The 19,391-nt window shown below is 24.5% G+C and carries 22 protein-coding genes, 9 tRNA genes, 1 other RNA gene and 4 pseudogenes; 16 read left to right on the top strand and 20 right to left on the bottom strand.

What is annotated here, in order from left to right; translation table 4 throughout:
* Window positions 1-6: 6 nt before the first annotated feature.
* Complete coding sequence (locus tag AAHM96_RS05920; protein ID WP_342272936.1) at window positions 7-1,392, bottom strand: hypothetical protein; 1,386 nt, start codon at window positions 1,390-1,392, stop codon at window positions 7-9.
* A 236-nt stretch (window positions 1,393-1,628) separates the two neighbouring features.
* Here AAHM96_RS05920 and AAHM96_RS05915 point away from each other — a divergent pair, with 236 nt between their 5' ends.
* The gene (locus AAHM96_RS05915; protein ID WP_342272935.1) at window positions 1,629-1,862 is read left to right on the top strand and encodes a transposase family protein; all 234 of its coding nucleotides are present in this window, start codon (window positions 1,629-1,631) and stop codon (window positions 1,860-1,862) included.
* A 144-nt stretch (window positions 1,863-2,006) separates the two neighbouring features.
* On the opposite strand, the pseudogene AAHM96_RS05910 reads toward AAHM96_RS05915, so the two are convergent.
* Window positions 2,007-2,794: pseudogene (locus AAHM96_RS05910) on the bottom strand (IS5 family transposase).
* A gap of 77 nt (window positions 2,795-2,871) precedes the next feature.
* Between AAHM96_RS05910 and AAHM96_RS05905 the strand changes: the two are divergent.
* Window positions 2,872-3,153, top strand: a complete 282-nt coding sequence (locus tag AAHM96_RS05905) for a transposase family protein (RefSeq protein ID WP_342273736.1) — start codon at window positions 2,872-2,874, stop codon at window positions 3,151-3,153.
* Here the strand turns inward: AAHM96_RS05905 and AAHM96_RS05900 are convergent.
* The 10 genes from AAHM96_RS05900 to AAHM96_RS05855 form a co-directional block, all read right to left on the bottom strand.
* Window positions 3,145-3,327 (bottom strand): hypothetical protein, encoded by a 183-nt coding sequence (locus AAHM96_RS05900; protein WP_342272934.1) that lies wholly within the window; start codon window positions 3,325-3,327, stop codon window positions 3,145-3,147. The genes AAHM96_RS05905 and AAHM96_RS05900 overlap by 9 nt on opposite strands.
* A 229-nt stretch (window positions 3,328-3,556) precedes the next feature.
* Window positions 3,557-3,632 (bottom strand) — tRNA-Asp (locus AAHM96_RS05895).
* Window position 3,633: 1 nt separating this feature from the next.
* A tRNA-Met gene (locus tag AAHM96_RS05890) sits at window positions 3,634-3,708 on the bottom strand.
* 21 nt (window positions 3,709-3,729) lie between these two features.
* Window positions 3,730-3,819, bottom strand: a tRNA-Ser gene (locus AAHM96_RS05885).
* A gap of 13 nt (window positions 3,820-3,832) precedes the next feature.
* Window positions 3,833-3,909, bottom strand: a tRNA-Ile gene (locus AAHM96_RS05880).
* 7 nt (window positions 3,910-3,916) lie between these two features.
* Window positions 3,917-3,993 (bottom strand) — tRNA-Met (locus tag AAHM96_RS05875).
* Between the two features lie 34 nt (window positions 3,994-4,027).
* Window positions 4,028-4,103, bottom strand: a tRNA-Ala gene (locus AAHM96_RS05870).
* Between the two features lie 13 nt (window positions 4,104-4,116).
* Window positions 4,117-4,193: transfer RNA gene (locus AAHM96_RS05865), tRNA-Pro, on the bottom strand.
* Window position 4,194: 1 nt separating this feature from the next.
* Window positions 4,195-4,271: transfer RNA gene (locus tag AAHM96_RS05860), tRNA-Arg, on the bottom strand.
* A gap of 107 nt (window positions 4,272-4,378) precedes the next feature.
* Window positions 4,379-4,454, bottom strand: a tRNA-Cys gene (locus AAHM96_RS05855).
* A gap of 236 nt (window positions 4,455-4,690) precedes the next feature.
* Here AAHM96_RS05855 and AAHM96_RS05850 point away from each other — a divergent pair.
* Both AAHM96_RS05850 and AAHM96_RS05845 read left to right on the top strand, forming a co-directional pair.
* On the top strand, window positions 4,691-5,083 hold the full coding sequence (locus tag AAHM96_RS05850; protein ID WP_342272745.1) for a transposase family protein: 393 nt from the start codon (window positions 4,691-4,693) through the stop codon (window positions 5,081-5,083).
* Between the two features lie 2 nt (window positions 5,084-5,085).
* Window positions 5,086-5,508 (top strand): transposase family protein, encoded by a 423-nt coding sequence (locus tag AAHM96_RS05845; RefSeq protein WP_342273735.1) that lies wholly within the window; start codon window positions 5,086-5,088, stop codon window positions 5,506-5,508.
* A gap of 47 nt (window positions 5,509-5,555) precedes the next feature.
* Here the strand turns inward: AAHM96_RS05845 and ssrA are convergent.
* The 6 genes from ssrA to AAHM96_RS05815 form a co-directional block, all read right to left on the bottom strand.
* Window positions 5,556-5,972: a transfer-messenger RNA gene (gene ssrA, locus AAHM96_RS05840) on the bottom strand.
* A gap of 96 nt (window positions 5,973-6,068) precedes the next feature.
* Window positions 6,069-6,344: a BspA family leucine-rich repeat surface protein gene (locus AAHM96_RS05835; protein WP_338975864.1), complete on the bottom strand. Its 276-nt coding sequence runs from the start codon at window positions 6,342-6,344 to the stop codon at window positions 6,069-6,071.
* 224 nt (window positions 6,345-6,568) lie between these two features.
* Window positions 6,569-6,712: a hypothetical protein gene (locus AAHM96_RS05830; protein WP_342272933.1), complete on the bottom strand. Its 144-nt coding sequence runs from the start codon at window positions 6,710-6,712 to the stop codon at window positions 6,569-6,571.
* A gap of 63 nt (window positions 6,713-6,775) precedes the next feature.
* Window positions 6,776-7,753: an IS3 family transposase gene (locus tag AAHM96_RS05825; RefSeq protein WP_342272932.1), complete on the bottom strand. Its 978-nt coding sequence runs from the start codon at window positions 7,751-7,753 to the stop codon at window positions 6,776-6,778.
* 100 nt (window positions 7,754-7,853) lie between these two features.
* A complete protein-coding gene (locus AAHM96_RS05820) occupies window positions 7,854-8,639 on the bottom strand; it encodes a DDE-type integrase/transposase/recombinase (protein WP_342272931.1) in 786 nt (261 codons plus the stop codon).
* 51 nt (window positions 8,640-8,690) lie between these two features.
* Window positions 8,691-9,480, bottom strand: a protein-coding gene (locus AAHM96_RS05815; protein ID WP_342272742.1) for an IS5 family transposase whose coding sequence is annotated in 2 segments (ribosomal slippage) — window positions 8,691-9,218 and window positions 9,220-9,480 — 789 coding nt in all. Because the reading frame shifts where the segments join, the coding sequence is not laid out codon by codon here.
* Window positions 9,481-9,586: 106 nt separating this feature from the next.
* On the opposite strand from AAHM96_RS05815, the pseudogene AAHM96_RS05810 reads away from it, so the two are divergent.
* The 5 genes and pseudogenes from AAHM96_RS05810 to AAHM96_RS05790 form a co-directional block, all read left to right on the top strand.
* A pseudogene (locus AAHM96_RS05810) lies at window positions 9,587-9,838 on the top strand (transposase family protein); the annotation flags it as partial.
* Between the two features lie 22 nt (window positions 9,839-9,860).
* Window positions 9,861-10,043: pseudogene (locus AAHM96_RS05805) on the top strand (transposase); the annotation flags it as partial.
* A gap of 54 nt (window positions 10,044-10,097) precedes the next feature.
* The gene (gene ruvX / locus AAHM96_RS05800) at window positions 10,098-10,523 is read left to right on the top strand and encodes a Holliday junction resolvase RuvX (RefSeq protein ID WP_281749598.1); all 426 of its coding nucleotides are present in this window, start codon (window positions 10,098-10,100) and stop codon (window positions 10,521-10,523) included.
* A 16-nt stretch (window positions 10,524-10,539) separates the two neighbouring features.
* Complete coding sequence (gene udk, locus AAHM96_RS05795; protein ID WP_342272930.1) at window positions 10,540-11,160, top strand: uridine kinase; 621 nt, start codon at window positions 10,540-10,542, stop codon at window positions 11,158-11,160.
* A 116-nt stretch (window positions 11,161-11,276) separates the two neighbouring features.
* Window positions 11,277-12,066, top strand: a protein-coding gene (locus AAHM96_RS05790) for an IS5 family transposase (RefSeq protein WP_342272742.1) whose coding sequence is annotated in 2 segments (ribosomal slippage) — window positions 11,277-11,537 and window positions 11,539-12,066 — 789 coding nt in all. Because the reading frame shifts where the segments join, the coding sequence is not laid out codon by codon here.
* 321 nt (window positions 12,067-12,387) lie between these two features.
* Here the strand turns inward: AAHM96_RS05790 and AAHM96_RS05785 are convergent.
* Window positions 12,388-13,365: an IS3 family transposase gene (locus AAHM96_RS05785; protein ID WP_342272929.1), complete on the bottom strand. Its 978-nt coding sequence runs from the start codon at window positions 13,363-13,365 to the stop codon at window positions 12,388-12,390.
* A 123-nt stretch (window positions 13,366-13,488) separates the two neighbouring features.
* On the opposite strand from AAHM96_RS05785, the pseudogene AAHM96_RS05780 reads away from it, so the two are divergent.
* The 4 genes and pseudogenes from AAHM96_RS05780 to AAHM96_RS05765 all read left to right on the top strand — a co-directional run bounded on the left by AAHM96_RS05780 (window position 13,489) and on the right by AAHM96_RS05765 (window position 16,597).
* Window positions 13,489-14,277 (top strand): annotated as a pseudogene (locus AAHM96_RS05780) (IS5 family transposase).
* 51 nt (window positions 14,278-14,328) lie between these two features.
* Window positions 14,329-15,306, top strand: a complete 978-nt coding sequence (locus AAHM96_RS05775) for an IS3 family transposase (RefSeq protein WP_342272797.1) — start codon at window positions 14,329-14,331, stop codon at window positions 15,304-15,306.
* Window positions 15,307-15,635: 329 nt separating this feature from the next.
* Complete coding sequence (locus AAHM96_RS05770) at window positions 15,636-15,941, top strand: hypothetical protein (RefSeq protein ID WP_281748686.1); 306 nt, start codon at window positions 15,636-15,638, stop codon at window positions 15,939-15,941.
* 173 nt (window positions 15,942-16,114) lie between these two features.
* Complete coding sequence (locus AAHM96_RS05765; protein ID WP_342272928.1) at window positions 16,115-16,597, top strand: hypothetical protein; 483 nt, start codon at window positions 16,115-16,117, stop codon at window positions 16,595-16,597.
* A 27-nt stretch (window positions 16,598-16,624) separates the two neighbouring features.
* On the opposite strand, the gene AAHM96_RS05760 is transcribed toward AAHM96_RS05765, so the two are convergent.
* Window positions 16,625-17,602, bottom strand: a complete 978-nt coding sequence (locus tag AAHM96_RS05760) for an IS3 family transposase (RefSeq protein WP_342272797.1) — start codon at window positions 17,600-17,602, stop codon at window positions 16,625-16,627.
* 118 nt (window positions 17,603-17,720) lie between these two features.
* Between AAHM96_RS05760 and AAHM96_RS05755 the strand changes: the two genes are divergently transcribed.
* The 3 genes from AAHM96_RS05755 to AAHM96_RS05745 all read left to right on the top strand — a co-directional run bounded on the left by AAHM96_RS05755 (window position 17,721) and on the right by AAHM96_RS05745 (window position 19,307).
* Window positions 17,721-18,263, top strand: a complete 543-nt coding sequence (locus AAHM96_RS05755) for a hypothetical protein (RefSeq protein WP_342272927.1) — start codon at window positions 17,721-17,723, stop codon at window positions 18,261-18,263.
* 37 nt (window positions 18,264-18,300) lie between these two features.
* Window positions 18,301-19,090 (top strand): IS5 family transposase gene (locus AAHM96_RS05750; RefSeq protein ID WP_342272926.1). Its coding sequence is split into 2 segments (ribosomal slippage): window positions 18,301-18,561 and window positions 18,563-19,090, totalling 789 coding nucleotides; the frame shifts between segments, so codons are not numbered across the junction.
* Window positions 19,050-19,307 (top strand): hypothetical protein, encoded by a 258-nt coding sequence (locus AAHM96_RS05745; RefSeq protein ID WP_342272925.1) that lies wholly within the window; start codon window positions 19,050-19,052, stop codon window positions 19,305-19,307. The genes AAHM96_RS05750 and AAHM96_RS05745 overlap by 41 nt, the downstream gene beginning before the upstream one ends.
* Window positions 19,308-19,391: the final 84 nt, after the last annotated feature.

Raw genomic sequence — 19,391 nt, 5'->3', positions numbered from 1 at the left:
TTCTTTCTAAGTTATTATTTGATTTAAAATTAGTTCTAATTTTTTTAAAATAAAACCTATTAAGCCTCCAACTAAACAAAGAGGTAAAATAGGTAAAATTCAAAAAGACATTGAAACTAATTTATTGTTTTCAACTTGCTCTGACTCTAATTTAAATGTTGCCAATTGTTCTTGATTAAATCATGAAATTTGTTCTTCTGACAGTTCTGCTTTTTGTATTGGAGTTAATAACAAAATTTGTTCTAATGATAATGATTGAATTTCTGATTTTGATAATAATTGCATTGGTTTTGAATTAAATTCTTCAACTTGTTTTACTGTTGTTGAAGCAACTGTTGTGCTATTAAAATACTTATTTATTTTTCCCTCAAAAATTTTTCGTTGTTCTGCTGTCAAAAAATGAATTTGTTTTTCTGTAAAATTTAAAATTTGTTCTTGATTAAATCATAAAATTTGATCAGATGTAAAAGAATCAATGTCTGCACGACTGAATATTTGTATTTGTTCTAATGATAATGATTGAATTTGTTTTTCTGTAAATTCTCGAATTTGTTTTAGTGTTAGTGCTTGAATTTGTTCTGGTGTAAATGATTGAATTTGTTCTGGTGTAAATTCTGAAATTTGTTTTTTTGTTAATAATTGAATTTGTAGTTTAGTAAAATCTGTAATCTGACTTGGTGTAAATCATAAAAATTGTTTTTTAGTAAAATCTGTAATCTGACTTGGTCTAAATCATGAAATTTGTTTTGCGCTAAATGCTTGAATTTGGTTTTTAGTAAATTCTACAATCTGACTTGATCTAAATCATGAAATTTGATCAGATGTAAATAATCTAATCTGTCATGGTGCAAATCATAAAATTTGTTTTGGACTAAATGCTTGAATTTGTTCTTCTGTAAATGATTGAATTTGTTTTAGTGTTAGTGCTTGAATTTGTTTTTCTGTAAATGATTGAATTTGTTCTGGTGTAAATTCTGAAATTTGTTTTTTTGTTAATAATTGAATTTGGTGACTAGTATACATTTCTAAGTTCGAACGAGTCGAACGTTTTTTTCTATTTAAACTTAATGAAGTTACTTTTATCGGTTTTAATGTAAATGTTTGAAATTGTTCTCTTTGAATTATTTTTTTGATTTTTTTATTCTTAAACTTTAAAACTTGTGCTGGTGTAAAGGTTGCAAGTTGTTTTTTAGTAAATCATGAATTCTGCTCTTTAGTAAATCATGAAATTTGTTGTAAAGTAAATGCTTGAATTTGTGCTTTTGTGAAATGTGGTATTTGTTTGGCTGTAAATGCTTGAATTTGTTTTTTATTAAACATTTTAATATGTTTTTGGGTAAATTCTTGTATTTGTTCTGCCGTTAGTAACTGCAGTTGTTCTTTAGAACCCATTTCAATATTAGACTTGGTGCAAAACCTTTAATTTTAATAATTTAACGGTTATTATTAATATCAAAGGTGATAATTATTATGTTAAAAAAATACAAAGATGAACAAGAATTTTATAGTTTAGTGGGAATAAAACTACAAACATTTCAAAAAATGGTTGAAATTTTAAAAAAAGCTTAAGCAATTAAAAAGCAGTTGGTGGTAAACCTAATAAATTATCAATAGAAAATCGTTTATTAATGACATTAGAATACTGAAAAGAGTATAGTAGTTATAGAGTTATTGCAAAAAGATATAATATTAGTCATACTAGCTGCATTCGTAATATTTTTTGAATTGAAAATACTTTAATAAAAAGTGGAATTTTTAATTTATCTGGCAAAAAAGATTTAATCAAAAATAAAGGAATCAATAATACTTTACTAGCTATTGATGCTACTGAAACTCCAATTGAAAGAATTAAAAAAAACTAAAATTACTTTTTTCGGGTAAAAACAAACATCATACTCTTAAATCGCAAATAATTATTGATATTTTAAATGGAAAAATTATTTCAACCGCTTTTTGTTTTGGAAGCATTCATGATTTTAAATTACTTTTAAAATCTAAGAACCTGTTTAAAATCTTTTTAATAAAATTGAAATAAATGAAAGAATAATAATTTGTAAGCTAGTATTTAATTTTCTTTCACAATTTTTTCATAATCTTCTACATTTTTCTAATCATGCAAAACTTCGTTCTACAACTCATCTTTTTGGTAATACTACAAAAGTATGTAGTTCATTATGTTTTACAACTTCAACATTTGCGTTTATAATTTCTTTTATTTTAGAAGCAAATTTTTCACCACTATAACCAGCATCTACTATTATTTTTTGAAATGCAGAAAGATTTTCTTTTTTATTTTGAATCATTATTATAGCGCTATTACGATCTGTTTTTTCTGCCGTAGTTATGTAAATTGCATGTGGTAAACCTTGAGAATCAACAGCAATATGACGTTTTATTCCTGAAATCTTTTTACCAGCATCATAACCTTTATTTTTAGTAGTATCTGTATTTTTAACACTTTGTGAATCAATTATGCAAAAACTATTTTGTTCTTTTCTACCATTATTGACTCGAATTTTTATAACTTATTTTTTTTAAAATTAGTTGCAATACAATAAGTTCTTTGCCATTATTTTTACTTCAAGCTTGAAAATAATAATATACAATTTGTCATTTTGGAAAATTTTTTGGTAACATTCTTCACTGGCAACCACTTTTTAATACATATAAAACCGCACAAAACACTTCATATAAATCTAAATTTCTTGGTTTTGTTTTTTTTGCTATTTTCTAAAATTAATCTTATGTTTTCAAATTGCTCTTTACTAACATTACTTGGATAATTTTTAATCATATACACCTCTTACTTTTAAAGTATATAATGATTTTACTTTATTTTCTAAAAGATTTTAAACAGGTTCTAAAACTTTTATTCATCCAGAAAAACAACTTTTTGTTGATTCAGGTTATCAAGGAATACAAAATATTCATAAAAATACATTTTTGCCATTTAAAAAAAGTAAATACAATAAATTAATACCTATTAAAAAAGAATACAATAAAACTTTAAGCAAAATTAGAATTAAAATTGAACACGTATTTGCTAAACTAAAACGTTTTAAAATTTTAACTTTAAAATATCGCAATAAAATACGAAGATTTGCATTAAGATTTAATTTAATAGCAGAAATATATAATTTTGAATTACCTTAGTTTTGCACCAAGTCTATTGTATAAAAAATTTAATGATAATATATTTTTTAAAATTGGTTCATTGATACCATTTTCTAATGTTAATGCATTATTCACTCGTATCAATGTCTCAACATTATTGCTACTTATGATACTTGAAGATGAGTTATTAAAGTTTAATAAATTGTTTGGCATATTTTTGCTCCCTTTTAAAAATTAAAAACTATTATAAAGTAATAGTTAAATTTAAATAAAATTATATTGATTATTTAAATTATAAGTGTATTTTAATATTTTTAATTTACTTAAAATCAAAAACTTTCTTCCATAATGAATAAAATAATTATTAATTACAACAATAAAAAAAGAGTAAGACCTTTTACTTACTCTCTAAATTAATACTGCTTATGTTTTATTTTCTAAATGGCGGTCTTGACGGGGATCGAACCCGCGATCTCCTCCGTGACAGGGAGGCGTATTAACCACTTTACCACAAGACCGTGGTTGCGGAGACTGGATTTGAACCAATGATCTTCGGATTATGAGCCCGACGGGATACCACTTCCCCACTCCGCGATGTATAAAATTTAATAATAATGGAGGAGGCTGAGGGATTCGAACCCTCGAGCACTTGCGCACTGACAGTTTTCAAGACTGTTCCCTTCAACCGGACTTGGGTAAGCCTCCGAGTATTTAAGTATGGTGGACCCTATCGGATTCGAACCAATGCTCGCCCGGTTATGAGCCGGGAGCTTTAACCAACTAAGCTAAGGGTCCTAGACTATGGTAGCGGGGATGGGACTCAAACCCATGGCCTCTCGGGTATGAACCGAACGCTCTAATCAACTGAGCTACCTCGCCAGTTTTAGTTTAAATGTTTAAACCGATATATAAATGGTGGACCCTATCGGGATCGAACCGACCACCTCCTGCGTGCAAGGCAGGCGCTCTACCAAATGAGCTAAGGGCCCTTGTTTTTAATAATGGTCGGGAAGACAGGATTCGAACCTGCGACCTCTCGGTCCCAAACCGAGCGCTCTACCAAGCTGAGCCACATCCCGATGGTGCGCCTGGCAGGACTTGAACCCACAACCTTTTGATCCGTAGTCAAACGATCTATCCAATTGATCTACAGGCGCATTTAATTACTAAAATTTATAGTAACTCATTAAATCATTAAACCTAATCAATTATAACTTATTAAAAGTAATATTTACAAGTATATTTGCAAATATTATTAATATTTTGGAGGAGCCGATCGGATTCGAACCGACGATCAAAGTTTTGCAGACTTATGCCTTAAACCACTTGGCCACGGCTCCAAATATAATTAAAAAAATTTAAAGACTTTTCAATATTACCAAGACTAGTTACTATTTGCAACTTGTTTTACAATATTATTCATAAAATATTAAATATTTTTTTATTATTTATTTCACTAATTAAAATCTTATAAAGTTATTTATAATTAATTATTAAATTAAATAATAGACTTGGTGCAAAACCTTTAATTTTAATAATTTAACGGTTATTATTAATATCAAAGGTGATAATTATTATGTTAAAAAAATACAAAGATGAACAAGAATTTTATAGTTTAGTGGGAATAAAACTACAAACATTTCAAAAAATGGTTGAAATTTTAAAAAAAGCTGAAGCAATTAAAAAAGCAGTTGGTGGTAAACCTAATAAATTATCAATAGAAAATCGTTTATTAATGACATTAGAATACTGAAAAGAGTATAGTAGTTATAGAGTTATTGCAAAAAGATATAATATTAGTCATACTAGCTGCATTCGTAATATTTTTTGAATTGAAAATACTTTAATAAAAAGTGGAATTTTTAATTTATCTGGCAAAAAAGATTTAATCAAAAATAAAGGAATCAATAATACTTTACTAGCTATTGATGCTACTGAAACTCCAATTGAAAGAATTAAAAAAAACTAAAATTACTTTTTTCGGGTAAAAACAAACATCATATTCTTAAATCGCAAATAATTATTGATATTTTAAATGGAAAAATTATTTCAACCGCTTTTTGTTTTGGAAGCATTCATGATTTTAAATTACTTTTAAAATCTAAAACTTTTATTCATCTAGAAAAACAAGTTTTTGTTGATTCAGGTTATCAAGGAATACAAAATATTCATAAAAATACATTTTTGCCATTTAAAAAAAGTAAATACAATAAATTAATACCAATTCAAAAAGAATACAATAAAACTTTAAGCAAAATTAGAATTAAAATTGAACACGTATTTGCTAAACTAAAACGTTTTAAAATTTTAACTTTAAAATATCGCAATAAAATACGAAGATTTGCATTAAGATTTAATTTAATAGCAGGAATATATAATTTTGAATTACCTTAGTTTTGCACCAAGTCTAATAAAAAAAGCACAATTGTGCATTTAATTTATGGTGGAGATGGCGGGGATCGAACCCGCGTCCAAAAGTTAACTGACTAACTGTATCTACAGTTTAGTATAATTTAGAAAAATCACTATTTAATAATAAATTATACGAAATTATGAATAGCTAGTTAATGGAAATTCGAAAAAATTTATTAACATCATTTTTTCTAGTTTATCCTTATGATACGTTACTAATATTGATAAACTTGCTATTAGCAACGGTAGTATTTACTTCTTAAGTAATTAAGCAGGTAAAACTGCTTGATTTCCTAAACCAAATCCAAAGTTGTTTAACTTTGTTGTGAATCAGTTAGGTACTACGGTTTTAGTTTGTTTTCCGGTTATGAAACCTCGTAGTATTATGGTCTACCAAACCACTGCCACAATTAGTTGTTCACTCCTGTCGAAACCAGAACATCCCCGTTAATATTATACATTACTTTCTAATATAAAGCAATTTTTGGTTTTCTTAAAAATTACTAATAATTCTTTCAAATTTTCATCATAAATTATAAAATCTAAAAATTAAAATTTGGCAATTTATCAATGCTATTACTAATTCGAGAATTAATAGCAAAATTATCATGAATTATTACTTTTGAAACATTTCATTGTGATAAATTTTGATCAAACGTTATTGCACCAGCAAACATAGAATGATGCATAGTTATTACATTTGAAACATCTCAACCCGAAATATCTTGATTAAATGATGAAGCACTTTGAAACATCTGTTTTGTACTTGTTATTTCTGATGGTAACTGATCTGGTACTTTTTGAATTGTTTTTGGCATTCTGACAACTTGAATTTCTTCTTTCTCATTTTTATAAAATCCAATTTGAATGATTTCAGTAGTTTTTATATCTGATAAGTCTATTTTACTAGTTGTTTGCTCTTCTCCATTACTATCAACGTAAATTGTATCTTGTTGTTGTACTATTGTATATTTATAACGATTTGATTGTCTATTTGAATTTGGTGGTTTAGGTAATAAAATCTTTGGATTAAATTGTGATTTTATTTTTTTTCTTTTTCATTTTCTTCCTCGTTTTTTGCTTCTATATCAGAAGTATACAAAATACCAGCAGTGGCTCCACCAACTAAAGTAGTACCACCAACAATGGCAGTAATAATTTTCTTTTTTTTTACTTTTTCAGACATAAAAAACCTCTCTTAAATTCGGTGGTTGGCCCTTAATTACTGGACCATTTTTGATATAAAATTCTAAATTTTAATTTGTAAAATTGGTGGTTTTAGAAATTTAGAATGTATTCTTTCATAATTATAAAACATAACATATTGATTTACATCATTTATAGCTTCATTGATGGATAAATATTGATTTGATCCTTTAGGTAGTCATTCTTGAGATAAATGAGAAAATCAGTTTTCAGATAATACATTACCACCAATATCATAAGGTTGTTTTTTGCTTAAAATTATTTGTTTATCCTCTGCTCATTTTGTGATATCTTGACAATAAAATTCGTTGGCGTTATCTGAATGTAAAATAACATTTTTTACTTGATTTCAAGAAAATTGTTTGTTGATTTTTTCAAGAGCAGGAAGAATTAAATCCTGATATGATTTATTAGGAGCAATATTATAACTAACAATATTATTTGAATAAAAATCAATAATTACAAAAAGATATAATCATCCTTCTTTAGTATTTATTTGTTTAGTGTCCATTGATCAAATTTGATTTGAAGAGGTTGTACTTTTATAATCTTTGTTTACTTTATCCATTGTAGGTATTCACTTATTTGGATTTTTTTTGTTTTTAGGATAGTTATTTTTAGTTTGTTTTAATCCTTGAATATTGTGTTCTTTCATAATTTTTCGCATTTGTTTTATTGATAATTCTATATTTAAAATGATATTTTTTTCTTGTTTTAATCACTCTTTAAAAGCTGAAAAAATTCTTAAATATCCATAAATTCTGCCTTTTCTTGTAGAATGAAATTCGATTAAAAGTTGGCATATTTTTTGATATTTATGATTGCATTTAATAATATGATTTTCTTCTTTTTTAATAGGTTTTTGTTTATTTTTTAAAAAGTAATATGTTGATCTGTTTAATTGAAGATATTGACATAGGTTTCTAATTGAATATTGATTTTTACAATCATCAATAATTTTAATTTTTTCTTTGATATTTAATTTGTTAATTACTAATGCTATTTGTTTAATTTTATCCATTAATAAAAATCCTTTCAGGTTAAAATTAGTGTTAATTATATAACACAATTGTTTTTAGAATACATTCAGGTTTTTTAAATTAATGGTCTAGTAAAAAGGGCTAAGGTTGTTTTTTGCTTAAAATTATTTGTTTATCCTCTGCTCATTTTGTGATATCGTGACAATAAAATTCGTTGGCGTTATCTGAATGTAAAATAACATTTTTTATTTGATTTCAAGAAAATTGTTTGTTGATTTTTTCAAGAGCAGGAAGAATTAAATCCTGATATGATTTATTAGGAGCAATATTATAACTAACAACATTATTTGAATAAAAATCAATAATTACAAAAAGATATAATCATCCTTCTTTAGTATTTATTTGTTTAGTGTCCATTGATCAAATTTGATTTGAAGAGGTTGTACTTTTATAATCTTTGTTTACTTTATCCATTGTAGGTATTCACTTATTTGGATTTTTTTTGTTTTTAGGATAGTTATTTTTAGTTTGTTTTAATCCTTGAATATTGTGTTCTTTCATAATTTTTCGCATTTGTTTTATTGATAATTCTATATTTAAAATGATATTTTTTTCTTGTTTTAATCACTCTTTAAAAGCTGAAAAAATTCTTAAATATCCATAAATTCTGCCTTTTCTTGTAGAATGAAATTCGATTAAAAGTTGGCATATTTTTTGATATTTATGATTGCATTTAATAATATGATTTTCTTCTTTTTTAATAGGTTTTTGTTTATTTTTTAAAAAGTAATATGTTGATCTGTTTAATTGAAGATATTGACATAGGTTTCTAATTGAATATTGATTTTTACAATCATCAATAATTTTAATTTTTTCTTTGATATTTAATTTGTTAATTACTAATGCTATTTGTTTAATTTTATCCATTAATAAAAATCCTTTCAGGTTAAAATTAGTGTTAATTATATAAGAACCTGTTTAAAATCTTTTCAATAAAATTGAAATAAAGGCAAGAACAACCATTTGTAAGCTAGTATTTAATTTTTTTTCACAATTTTTTCATAATCTTCTGCATTTTTCTAATCATGCAAAACTTCGTTCTACAACTCATCTTTTTGGTAATACTACAAAAGAATGTAATTCATTACGTTTTATAACTTCAACATTTGCATTTATAATTGTTTTAATTTTAGAAGCAAATTTTTCACCAGTATAACCAGCATCTACTAGTATTTTTTGAACTGCAGAAAGATTCTCTTTTTCATTTTCAATCATTATTATAGCACTATTACGATCTGTTTTTTCTGCTGTGGTTATGTAAATTGCATGTGGTAAACCTTGAGAATCAACAGCAATATGACGCTTTATTCCTGAAATCTTTTTACCAGCATCATAACCTTTATTTTTAGTAGTATCTGTATTTTTAACACTTTGTGAATCAATTATACAAAAACTAGTTTGTTCTTTTCTACCATTATTGATACGAAATGCCTTGACTAATTTTTTTTAAAACTAATTGTAATACACTAGGTTCTTTATCATTATTTTTACTTCAAGCTTGAAAATAATAATATACAATTTGTCATTTTGGAAAATTTTTTGGTAACATTCTTCACTGGCAACCACTTTTTAATACATATAAAACTGCACAAAATACTTCATATAAATCTAAACTTCTTGGTTTAGTTCTCTTTTTAGTATTTTCTAAAATTGATTTTATATTTTCAAATTGCTCTTTGCTAACATTACTAGGATAATTTTTACACATATATACCTCTTATTTTAAAATATATAATCATTTTATCCTATTCTCTAAAAGATTTTAAACAGGTTCTAAAACTTTTATTCATCCAGAAAAATAAGTTTTTGTTGATTCAGGTTATCAAGGAATACAAAATATTCATAAAAATACATTTTTGCCATTTAAAAAAAGTAAATACAATAAATTAATACCAATTCAAAAAGAATACAATAAAACTTTAAGCAAAATTAGAATTAAAATTGAACACGTATTTGCTAAACTAAAACGTTTTAAAATTTTAACTTTAAAATATCGCAATAAAATACGAAGATTTGCATTAAGATTTAATTTAATAGCAGGAATATATAATTTTGAATTACCTTAGTTTTGCACCAAGTCTATACAATAAATTAATACCAATTCAAAAAGAATACAATAAAACTTTAAGCAAAATTAGAATTAAAATTGAACACGTATTTGCTAAACTAAAACGTTTTAAAATTTTAACTTTAAAATATCGCAATAAAATACGAAGATTTGCATTAAGATTTAATTTAATAGCAGGAATATATAATTTTGAATTACCTTAGTTTTGCACCAAGTCTATTATTAAAATTAAAAAAAATATTAAGTATAATAAATTTATGAAATATTTAGGCATTGATTTAGGTAGTAAAACATTAGGACTTGCTCGTGGTGAAGGAAAAATTGCTTTTTCTTGAAAAACTATTCGTTTCCCAGAGCATGATTTTAATAATGCTATTATCCAACTCCAAAATGTTATTAAAGAATATGATGCTGATATTCTTGTTTTTGGTTACCCTTTAAACATGGATAGCACAGTCGGCCCCAGCGCAAAAATTGTTTTAAATTTTATTGATAAATTTAAATTAACACAAAATAATGATAAACTAAATATTGTTTTACAAGATGAAAGAAGAACTACCTATTCTTCGCAGCAAATATTAATTAAATCTAATGTTTCTTCAAATAAAAGAAAACAAGTTAAAGATCAATTGGCTGCTGCTATTATTTTACAATCATACTTTGATAAAATAACTCAATCTTAAATTTTAGGAGATAAATGTGAAATATAAAAAAATTAATTTAATCGCTATCGCTGGCGGCAGTGCTTCAGGAAAAACAACAGTAGCAGAAAAAATTGCTGAAGCTTGTAATAAAAAAAATGTCATTTTTGTACAAATGGATAATTATTATCATGACCTTAGTAATTTAAAAGTTGAAGAAAGAAAAAAAACTAATTTTGATCACCCTAATGCTATTGATATGAAATTATTAATTCATGATTTAGAACAATTATTACTCGGCAATGCTATTGAAGAGCCTATTTATGATTTTAAAATGAATAGTCGCAGTAAAAACACTGAGATTATTGATCCGGGTGACGTTATCATTCTGGATGGTATTTTTGCTTTAGAAAATCCTATTATTCGTGAATTATCTACTATCAAAATTTTTGTTGATACTGATAGTGATACTAGACTACTAAGAAGAATTAAACGAGATGTTAGTTTTAGAAATCGTACTCTTGACAGTGTTTTACAACAATATGCATTAACTGTTAAACCTATGCATGATGCTTTTGTTGAGCCAACTAAACGTTATGCTGATATTATTATTCCTTTTGATTTTCATAATACTGTAGCTATTGATATTATTGCTACTAAAATTAAAGCAATTATTTAATAATTGCTTTAAGCTTTAATTTTTAAAATAACAATAAAATGCATCTTTAAGAACCTGTTTAAAATCTTTTAGAGAATAGGATAAAATGATTATATATTTTAAAATAAGAGGTATATATGTGTAAAAATTATCCTAGTAATGTTAGCAAAGAGCAATTTGAAAATATAAAATCAATTTTAGAAAATACTAAAAAGAGAACTAAACCAAGAAGTTTAGATTTATATGAAGTATTTTGTGCAGTTTTATATGTATTAAAAAGTGGTTGCCAGTGAAGAATGTTACCAAAAAATTTTCCAAAATGACAAATTGTATATTATTATTTTCAAGCTTGAAGTAAAAATAATGATAAAGAACCTAGTGTATTACAATTAGTTTTAAAAAAAATTAGTCAAGGCATTTCGTATCAATAATGGTAGAAAAGAACAAACTAGTTTTTGTATAATTGATTCACAAAGTGTTAAAAATACAGATACTACTAAAAATAAAGGTTATGATGCTGGTAAAAAGATTTCAGGAATAAAGCGTCATATTGCTGTTGATTCTCAAGGTTTACCACATGCAATTTACATAACCACAGCAGAAAAAACAGATCGTAATAGTGCTATAATAATGATTGAAAATGAAAAAGAGAATCTTTCTGCAGTTCAAAAAATACTAGTAGATGCTGGTTATACTGGTGAAAAATTTGCTTCTAAAATTAAAACAATTATAAATGCAAATGTTGAAGTTATAAAACGTAATGAATTACATTCTTTTGTAGTATTACCAAAAAGATGAGTTGTAGAACGAAGTTTTGCATGATTAGAAAAATGCAGAAGATTATGAAAAAATTGTGAAAAAAAATTAAATACTAGCTTACAAATGGTTGTTCTTGCATTTATTTCAATTTTATTGAAAAGATTTTAAACAGGTTCTAAGATGCATTTTTAAATTGTTTTTTATTGTTTTTTAAGTTAACAAGAAGATTATCAACTTAAATAATCAATTTTGTCTTCATTTAGAAGAGATAAAATATTAAATTTTTGTATTTGCATTACTTGCTCATAAACACTATTTTTTATTTCATATTTTTTTTCTATACTATCAATATTTAAAACTTCAATTACTGTATTTCCATTTTCATGTGTTACTAAACCAAGTTCATTATTTAAATTAAATAATGTTTGAACATTAATTGATAAATCGGTGGTTGGCCCTTAATTACTGGACCATTTTTGATATAAAATTCTAAATTTTAATTTGTAAAATTGGTGGTTTTAGAAATTTAGAATGTATTCTTTCATAATTATAAAACATAACATATTGATTTACATCATTTATAGCTTCATTGATGGATAAATATTGATTTGATCCTTTAGGTAGTCATTCTTGAGATAAATGAGAAAATCAGTTTTCAGATAATACATTACCACCAATATCATAAGGTTGTTTTTTGCTTAAAATTATTTGTTTATCCTCTGCTCATTTTGTGATATCGTGACAATAAAATTCGTTGGCGTTATCTGAATGTAAAATAACATTTTTTATTTGATTTCAAGAAAATTGTTTGTTGATTTTTTCAAGAGCAGGAAGAATTAAATCCTGATATGATTTATTAGGAGCAATATTATAACTAACAACATTATTTGAATAAAAATCAATAATTACAAAAAGATATAATCATCCTTCTTTAGTATTTATTTGTTTAGTGTCCATTGATCAAATTTGATTTGAAGAGGTTGTACTTTTATAATCTTTGTTTACTTTATCCATTGTAGGTATTCACTTATTTGGATTTTTTTTGTTTTTAGGATAGTTATTTTTAGTTTGTTTTAATCCTTGAATATTGTGTTCTTTCATAATTTTTCGCATTTGTTTTATTGATAATTCTATATTTAAAATGATATTTTTTTCTTGTTTTAATCACTCTTTAAAAGCTGAAAAAATTCTTAAATATCCATAAATTCTGCCTTTTCTTGTAGAATGAAATTCGATTAAAAGTTGGCATATTTTTTGATATTTATGATTGCATTTAATAATATGATTTTCTTCTTTTTTAATAGGTTTTTGTTTATTTTTTAAAAGGTAATATGTTGATCTGTTTAATTGAAGATATTGACATAGGTTTCTAATTGAATATTGATTTTTACAATCATCAATAATTTTAATTTTTTCTTTGATATTTAATTTGTTAATTACTAATGCTATTTGTTTAATTTTATCCATTAATAAAAATCCTTTCAGGTTAAAATTAGTGTTAATTATATAACACAATTGTTTTTAGAACCTGTTTAAAATCTTTTAGAGAATAGGATAAAATGATTATATATTTTAAAATAAGAGGTATATATGTGTAAAAATTATCCTAGTAATGTTAGCAAAGAGCAATTTGAAAATATAAAATCAATTTTAGAAAATACTAAAAAGAGAACTAAACCAAGAAGTTTAGATTTATATGAAGTATTTTGTGCAGTTTTATATGTATTAAAAAGTGGTTGCCAGTGAAGAATGTTACCAAAAAATTTTCCAAAATGACAAATTGTATATTATTATTTTCAAGCTTGAAGTAAAAATAATGATAAAGAACCTAGTGTATTACAATTAGTTTTAAAAAAAATTAGTCAAGGCATTTCGTATCAATAATGGTAGAAAAGAACAAACTAGTTTTTGTATAATTGATTCACAAAGTGTTAAAAATACAGATACTACTAAAAAAAAGGTTATGATGCTGGTAAAAAGATTTCAGGAATAAAGCGTCATATTGCTGTTGATTCTAAAGGTTTACCACATGCAATTTACATAACCACAGCAGAAAAAACAGATCGTAATAGTGCTATAATAATGATTGAAAATGAAAAAGAGAATCTTTCTGCAGTTCAAAAAATACTAGTAGATGCTGGTTATACTGGTGAAAAATTTGCTTCTAAAATTAAAACAATTATAAATGCAAATGTTGAAGTTATAAAACGTAATGAATTACATTCTTTTGTAGTATTACCAAAAAGATGAGTTGTAGAACGAAGTTTTGCATGATTAGAAAAATGCAGAAGATTATGAAAAAATTGTGAAAAAAAATTAAATACTAGCTTACAAATGGTTGTTCTTGCCTTTATTTCAATTTTATTGAAAAGATTTTAAACAGGTTCTTATATAATTAACACTAATTTTAACCTGAAAGGATTTTTATTAATGGATAAAATTAAACAAATAGCATTAGTAATTAACAAATTAAATATCAAAGAAAAAATTAAAATTATTGATGATTGTAAAAATCAATATTCAATTAGAAACCTATGTCAATATCTTCAATTAAACAGATCAACATATTACTTTTTAAAAAATAAACAAAAACCTATTAAAAAAGAAGAAAATCATATTATTAAATGCAATCATAAATATCAAAAAATATGCCAACTTTTAATCGAATTTCATTCTACAAGAAAAGGCAGAATTTATGGATATTTAAGAATTTTTTCAGCTTTTAAAGAGTGATTAAAACAAGAAAAAAATATCATTTTAAATATAGAATTATCAATAAAACAAATGCGAAAAATTATGAAAGAACACAATATTCAAGGATTAAAACAAACTAAAAATAACTATCCTAAAAACAAAAAAAATCCAAATAAGTGAATACCTACAATGGATAAAGTAAACAAAGATTATAAAAGTACAACCTCTTCAAATCAAATTTGATCAATGGACACTAAACAAATAAATACTAAAGAAGGATGATTATATCTTTTTGTAATTATTGATTTTTATTCAAATAATGTTGTTAGTTATAATATTGCTCCTAATAAATCATATCAGGATTTAATTCTTCCTGCTCTTGAAAAAATCAACAAACAATTTTCTTGAAATCAAATAAAAAATGTTATTTTACATTCAGATAACGCCAACGAATTTTATTGTCAAGATATCACAAAATGAGCAGAGGATAAACAAATAATTTTAAGCAAAAAACAACCTTATGATATTGGTGGTAATGTATTATCTGAAAACTGATTTTCTCATTTATCTCAAGAATGACTACCTAAAGGATCAAATCAATATTTATCCATCAATGAAGCTATAAATGATGTAAATCAATATGTTATGTTTTATAATTATGAAAGAATACATTCTAAATTTCTAAAACCACCAATTTTACAAATTAAAATTTAGAATTTTATATCAAAAATGGTCCAGTAATTAAGGGCCAACCACCCACTTTATTGGACACTAATTACATAGACAAGTGAACAAATTAGTTAAAAGAAAGGAATTATAATTATGGTCACTATTAACTCATATTCAGATGAATTTAAAAAACAAATAGTCCTAAAAAGGGTTGCCATTCCAAATCCTTAAAATTTAGTTTCTAAATAAAATTAGAAACTTTTTTATTTACAAATTAACTTTTAATTTATATAATATATATGAACTTAACATAGTTTTAAACCTATTTTTTTATTTTTTAAAAATAGGTTTCTTATTTTGAAAGGATAGTTTGGATGAAAGATAAAAAGAAAAATATAATTTGAAAAAAAATTCTTAATAAAAAGTTTAATAAATTAATTTATTTTATTGAAAAAGAACAACGAAAATTAAATTCTTTTGATAAGGTAAAAAAATGGTTAAATAAACAAGAAAATTTAGAAAATTTAGAACTATTAGCAGATATTGCATGTCAACAACAGAAGATAAATGTTGAAAATTTAAAACCAATTCATTGAAAAAAAGAAATAATTAATATAAATAGAAATTCACAAAATAATAATGATAAAAATGATTTAAAAATTCATATTCAGTCATTATAAGTATAAAAATTATTTAGATATGGAGAAAAAAATGATTTTAGAAAATTTAAATATTATTGAAGAAAAAATTTTAAATACAATAAAATTATATGAAAGAAATAATGAAATTTTAGATGAAATTACTATTAATAAAAATTACGGACTTCTCCCCACATGTACTTGTGGAGGGAATAATGAAACTGAATGAATTCAACAATGCTTTTCAAACTGAACAGCAATGTCTTGCATATATAGCAAATTTGAAAGAAAACAAATGTATTAGGTGTTTTAGTTTTAATTTGAATACTTCTGATTTAAAAAGAATGAGATGTTTAAAATGTAATCAAACATTTAGCATTCTCACAGGCACCATATTTTCAAGGTCACAAACATCTTTAACATCTTGGTTTTATCTTATCTTTAGATGAATAAACACCAAATATGGAATTCCATCAACAGACATTGCAAAAGAATTGGGAGTGACTTTGAAAACTGCTTGAAGAATGACTCATAAAATCAGAACACGTATTGCACAAAAACCTCAATTTATTGTTGAAGGTACAGTGCAAATTGATGAAATGTATCTTTCACATATGGGTTTTAAAAAACAAGGAAGATCCTTGATGAATAAAACCTTGATTGTTGGCATTTATCAAAAAACGGTGGTTGGCCCTTAATTACTGGACCATTTTTGATATAAAATTCTAAATTTTAATTTGTAAAATTGGTGGTTTTAGAAATTTAGAATGTATTCTTTCATAATTATAAAACATAACATATTGATTTACATCATTTATAGCTTCATTGATGGATAAATATTGATTTGATCCTTTAGGTAGTCATTCTTGAGATAAATGAGAAAATCAGTTTTCAGATAATACATTACCACCAATATCATAAGGTTGTTTTTTACTTAAAATTATTTGTTTATCCTCTGCTCATTTTGTGATATCTTGACAATAAAATTCGTTGGCGTTATCTGAATGTAAAATAACATTTTTTATTTGATTTCAAGAAAATTGTTTGTTGATTTTTTCAAGAGCAGGAAGAATTAAATCCTGATATGATTTATTAGGAGCAATATTATAACTAACAACATTATTTGAATAAAAATCAATAATTACAAAAAGATATAATCATCCTTCTTTAGTATTTATTTGTTTAGTGTCCATTGATCAAATTTGATTTGAAGAGGTTGTACTTTTATAATCTTTGTTTACTTTATCCATTGTAGGTATTCACTTATTTGGATTTTTTTTGTTTTTAGGATAGTTATTTTTAGTTTGTTTTAATCCTTGAATATTGTGTTCTTTCATAATTTTTCGCATTTGTTTTATTGATAATTCTATATTTAAAATGATATTTTTTTCTTGTTTTAATCACTCTTTAAAAGCTGAAAAAATTCTTAAATATCCATAAATTCTGCCTTTTCTTGTAGAATGAAATTCGATTAAAAGTTGGCATATTTTTTGATATTTATGATTGCATTTAATAATATGATTTTCTTCTTTTTTAATAGGTTTTTGTTTATTTTTTAAAAAGTAATATGTTGATCTGTTTAATTGAAGATATTGACATAGGTTTCTAATTGAATATTGATTTTTACAATCATCAATAATTTTAATTTTTTCTTTGATATTTAATTTGTTAATTACTAATGCTATTTGTTTAATTTTATCCATTAATAAAAATCCTTTCAGATTAAAATTAGTGTTAATTATATAACACAATTGTTTTTAGAATACATTCAGGTTTTTTAAATTAATGGTCTAGTAAAAAGGGCTAAGTGGCAAGTGGCAAGTGGCTGCTAAAGCCGACAGTAAATATACAGGAAAAGTTAACATTACAATTACTGCAAAAGACAAAATCGCTTTAGATAGTAAAATTACTAACAAAGAAGTTGACGGTAACAAATTTAATACCGAAAAAACAGTTCTTGATGAAATCATTAAACAAAACAAAGATCTAACTGCTAATGATGTTGAAATTAAAAACTTCAAAGCAGCATCAGAAGGAACTGCTGGTTCAGCAGAACTACATGCTAAAGCCGACAGTAAATATACAGGAAAAGTTAACATTACAATTACAAAAATTGATACTGAAGAAGAAAAATTAGAAAAAATTATTAAAAAAATAAAAACAGCCGCTGATAAAGAAAAATATGGCAAGGAATATGTTGAGGCATATAAGGAATATTTTGCATTTCTTCAAAAATCTATCGAAGCAAAATTTAAAATAGATCCTTGAATTATAGATGTAAAACCTACAGAAATAAATAAAGAAGAAATTTTTACAAAATTAGAAAATTATATTAGAACCTGTTTAAAATCTTTTAGAGAATAGGATAAAATGATTATATATTTTAAAATAAGAGGTATATATGTGTAAAAATTATCCTAGTAATGTTAGCAAAGAGCAATTTGAAAATATAAAATCAATTTTAGAAAATACTAAAAAGAGAACTAAACCAAGAAGTTTAGATTTATATGAAGTATTTTGTGCAGTTTTATATGTATTAAAAAGTGGTTGCCAGTGAAGAATGTTACCAAAAAATTTTCCAAAATGACAAATTGTATATTATTATTTTCAAGCTTGAAGTAAAAATAATGATAAAGAACCTAGTGTATTACAATTAGTTTTAAAAAAAATTAGTCAAGGCATTTCGTATCAATAATGGTAGAAAAGAACAAACTAGTTTTTGTATAATTGATTCACAAAGTGTTAAAAATACAGATACTACTAAAAATAAAGGTTATGATGCTGGTAAAAAGATTTCAGGAATAAAGCGTCATATTGCTGTTGATTCTCAAGGTTTACCACATGCAATTTACATAACCACAGGAGAAAAAACAGATCGTAATAGTGCTATAATAATGATTGAAAATGAAAAAGAGAATCTTTCTGCAGTTCAAAAAATACTAGTAGATGCTGGTTATACTGGTGAAAAATTTGCTTCTAAAATTAAAACAATTATAAATGCAAATGTTGAAGTTATAAAACGTAATGAATTACATTCTTTTGTAGTATTACCAAAAAGATGAGTTGTAGAACGAAGTTTTGCATGATTAGAAAAATGCAGAAGATTATGAAAAAATTGTGAAAAAAAATTAAATACTAGCTTACAAATGGTTGTTCTTGCCTTTATTTCAATTTTATTGAAAAGATTTTAAACAGGTTCTTAGACAAATTAGAATATCACATTATAAAATTGGATTAATGGAACAAGGAATTTATTTTCATTTTAAACCAGAACAAATGATAATTACTGATAATCAAGAATTAAAACTTAATAATTTGTGAGTATTTTTACATAATTATGATGAAAACAAACATTTACCAAATTCTTTTTTTAATATAAATACAACTATTAAATACCAAGTAAAATAAATTTAAAATATACTAAAAATAACCAAATATTTGGTTATTTTTTATTAATATAACAAATCAATAAATATAAAATTGATAATACTA

The sequence above is a fragment of the Spiroplasma endosymbiont of Acasis viretata genome (assembly GCF_964031275.1).
Classification (GTDB): domain Bacteria; phylum Bacillota_I; class Bacilli_A; order Mycoplasmatales; family VBWQ01; genus Spiroplasma_E; species Spiroplasma_E ixodetis_A.
Note: the sequence above shows the minus strand (reverse complement) of the source record. Positions and strands in the feature narration are given on the sequence as shown.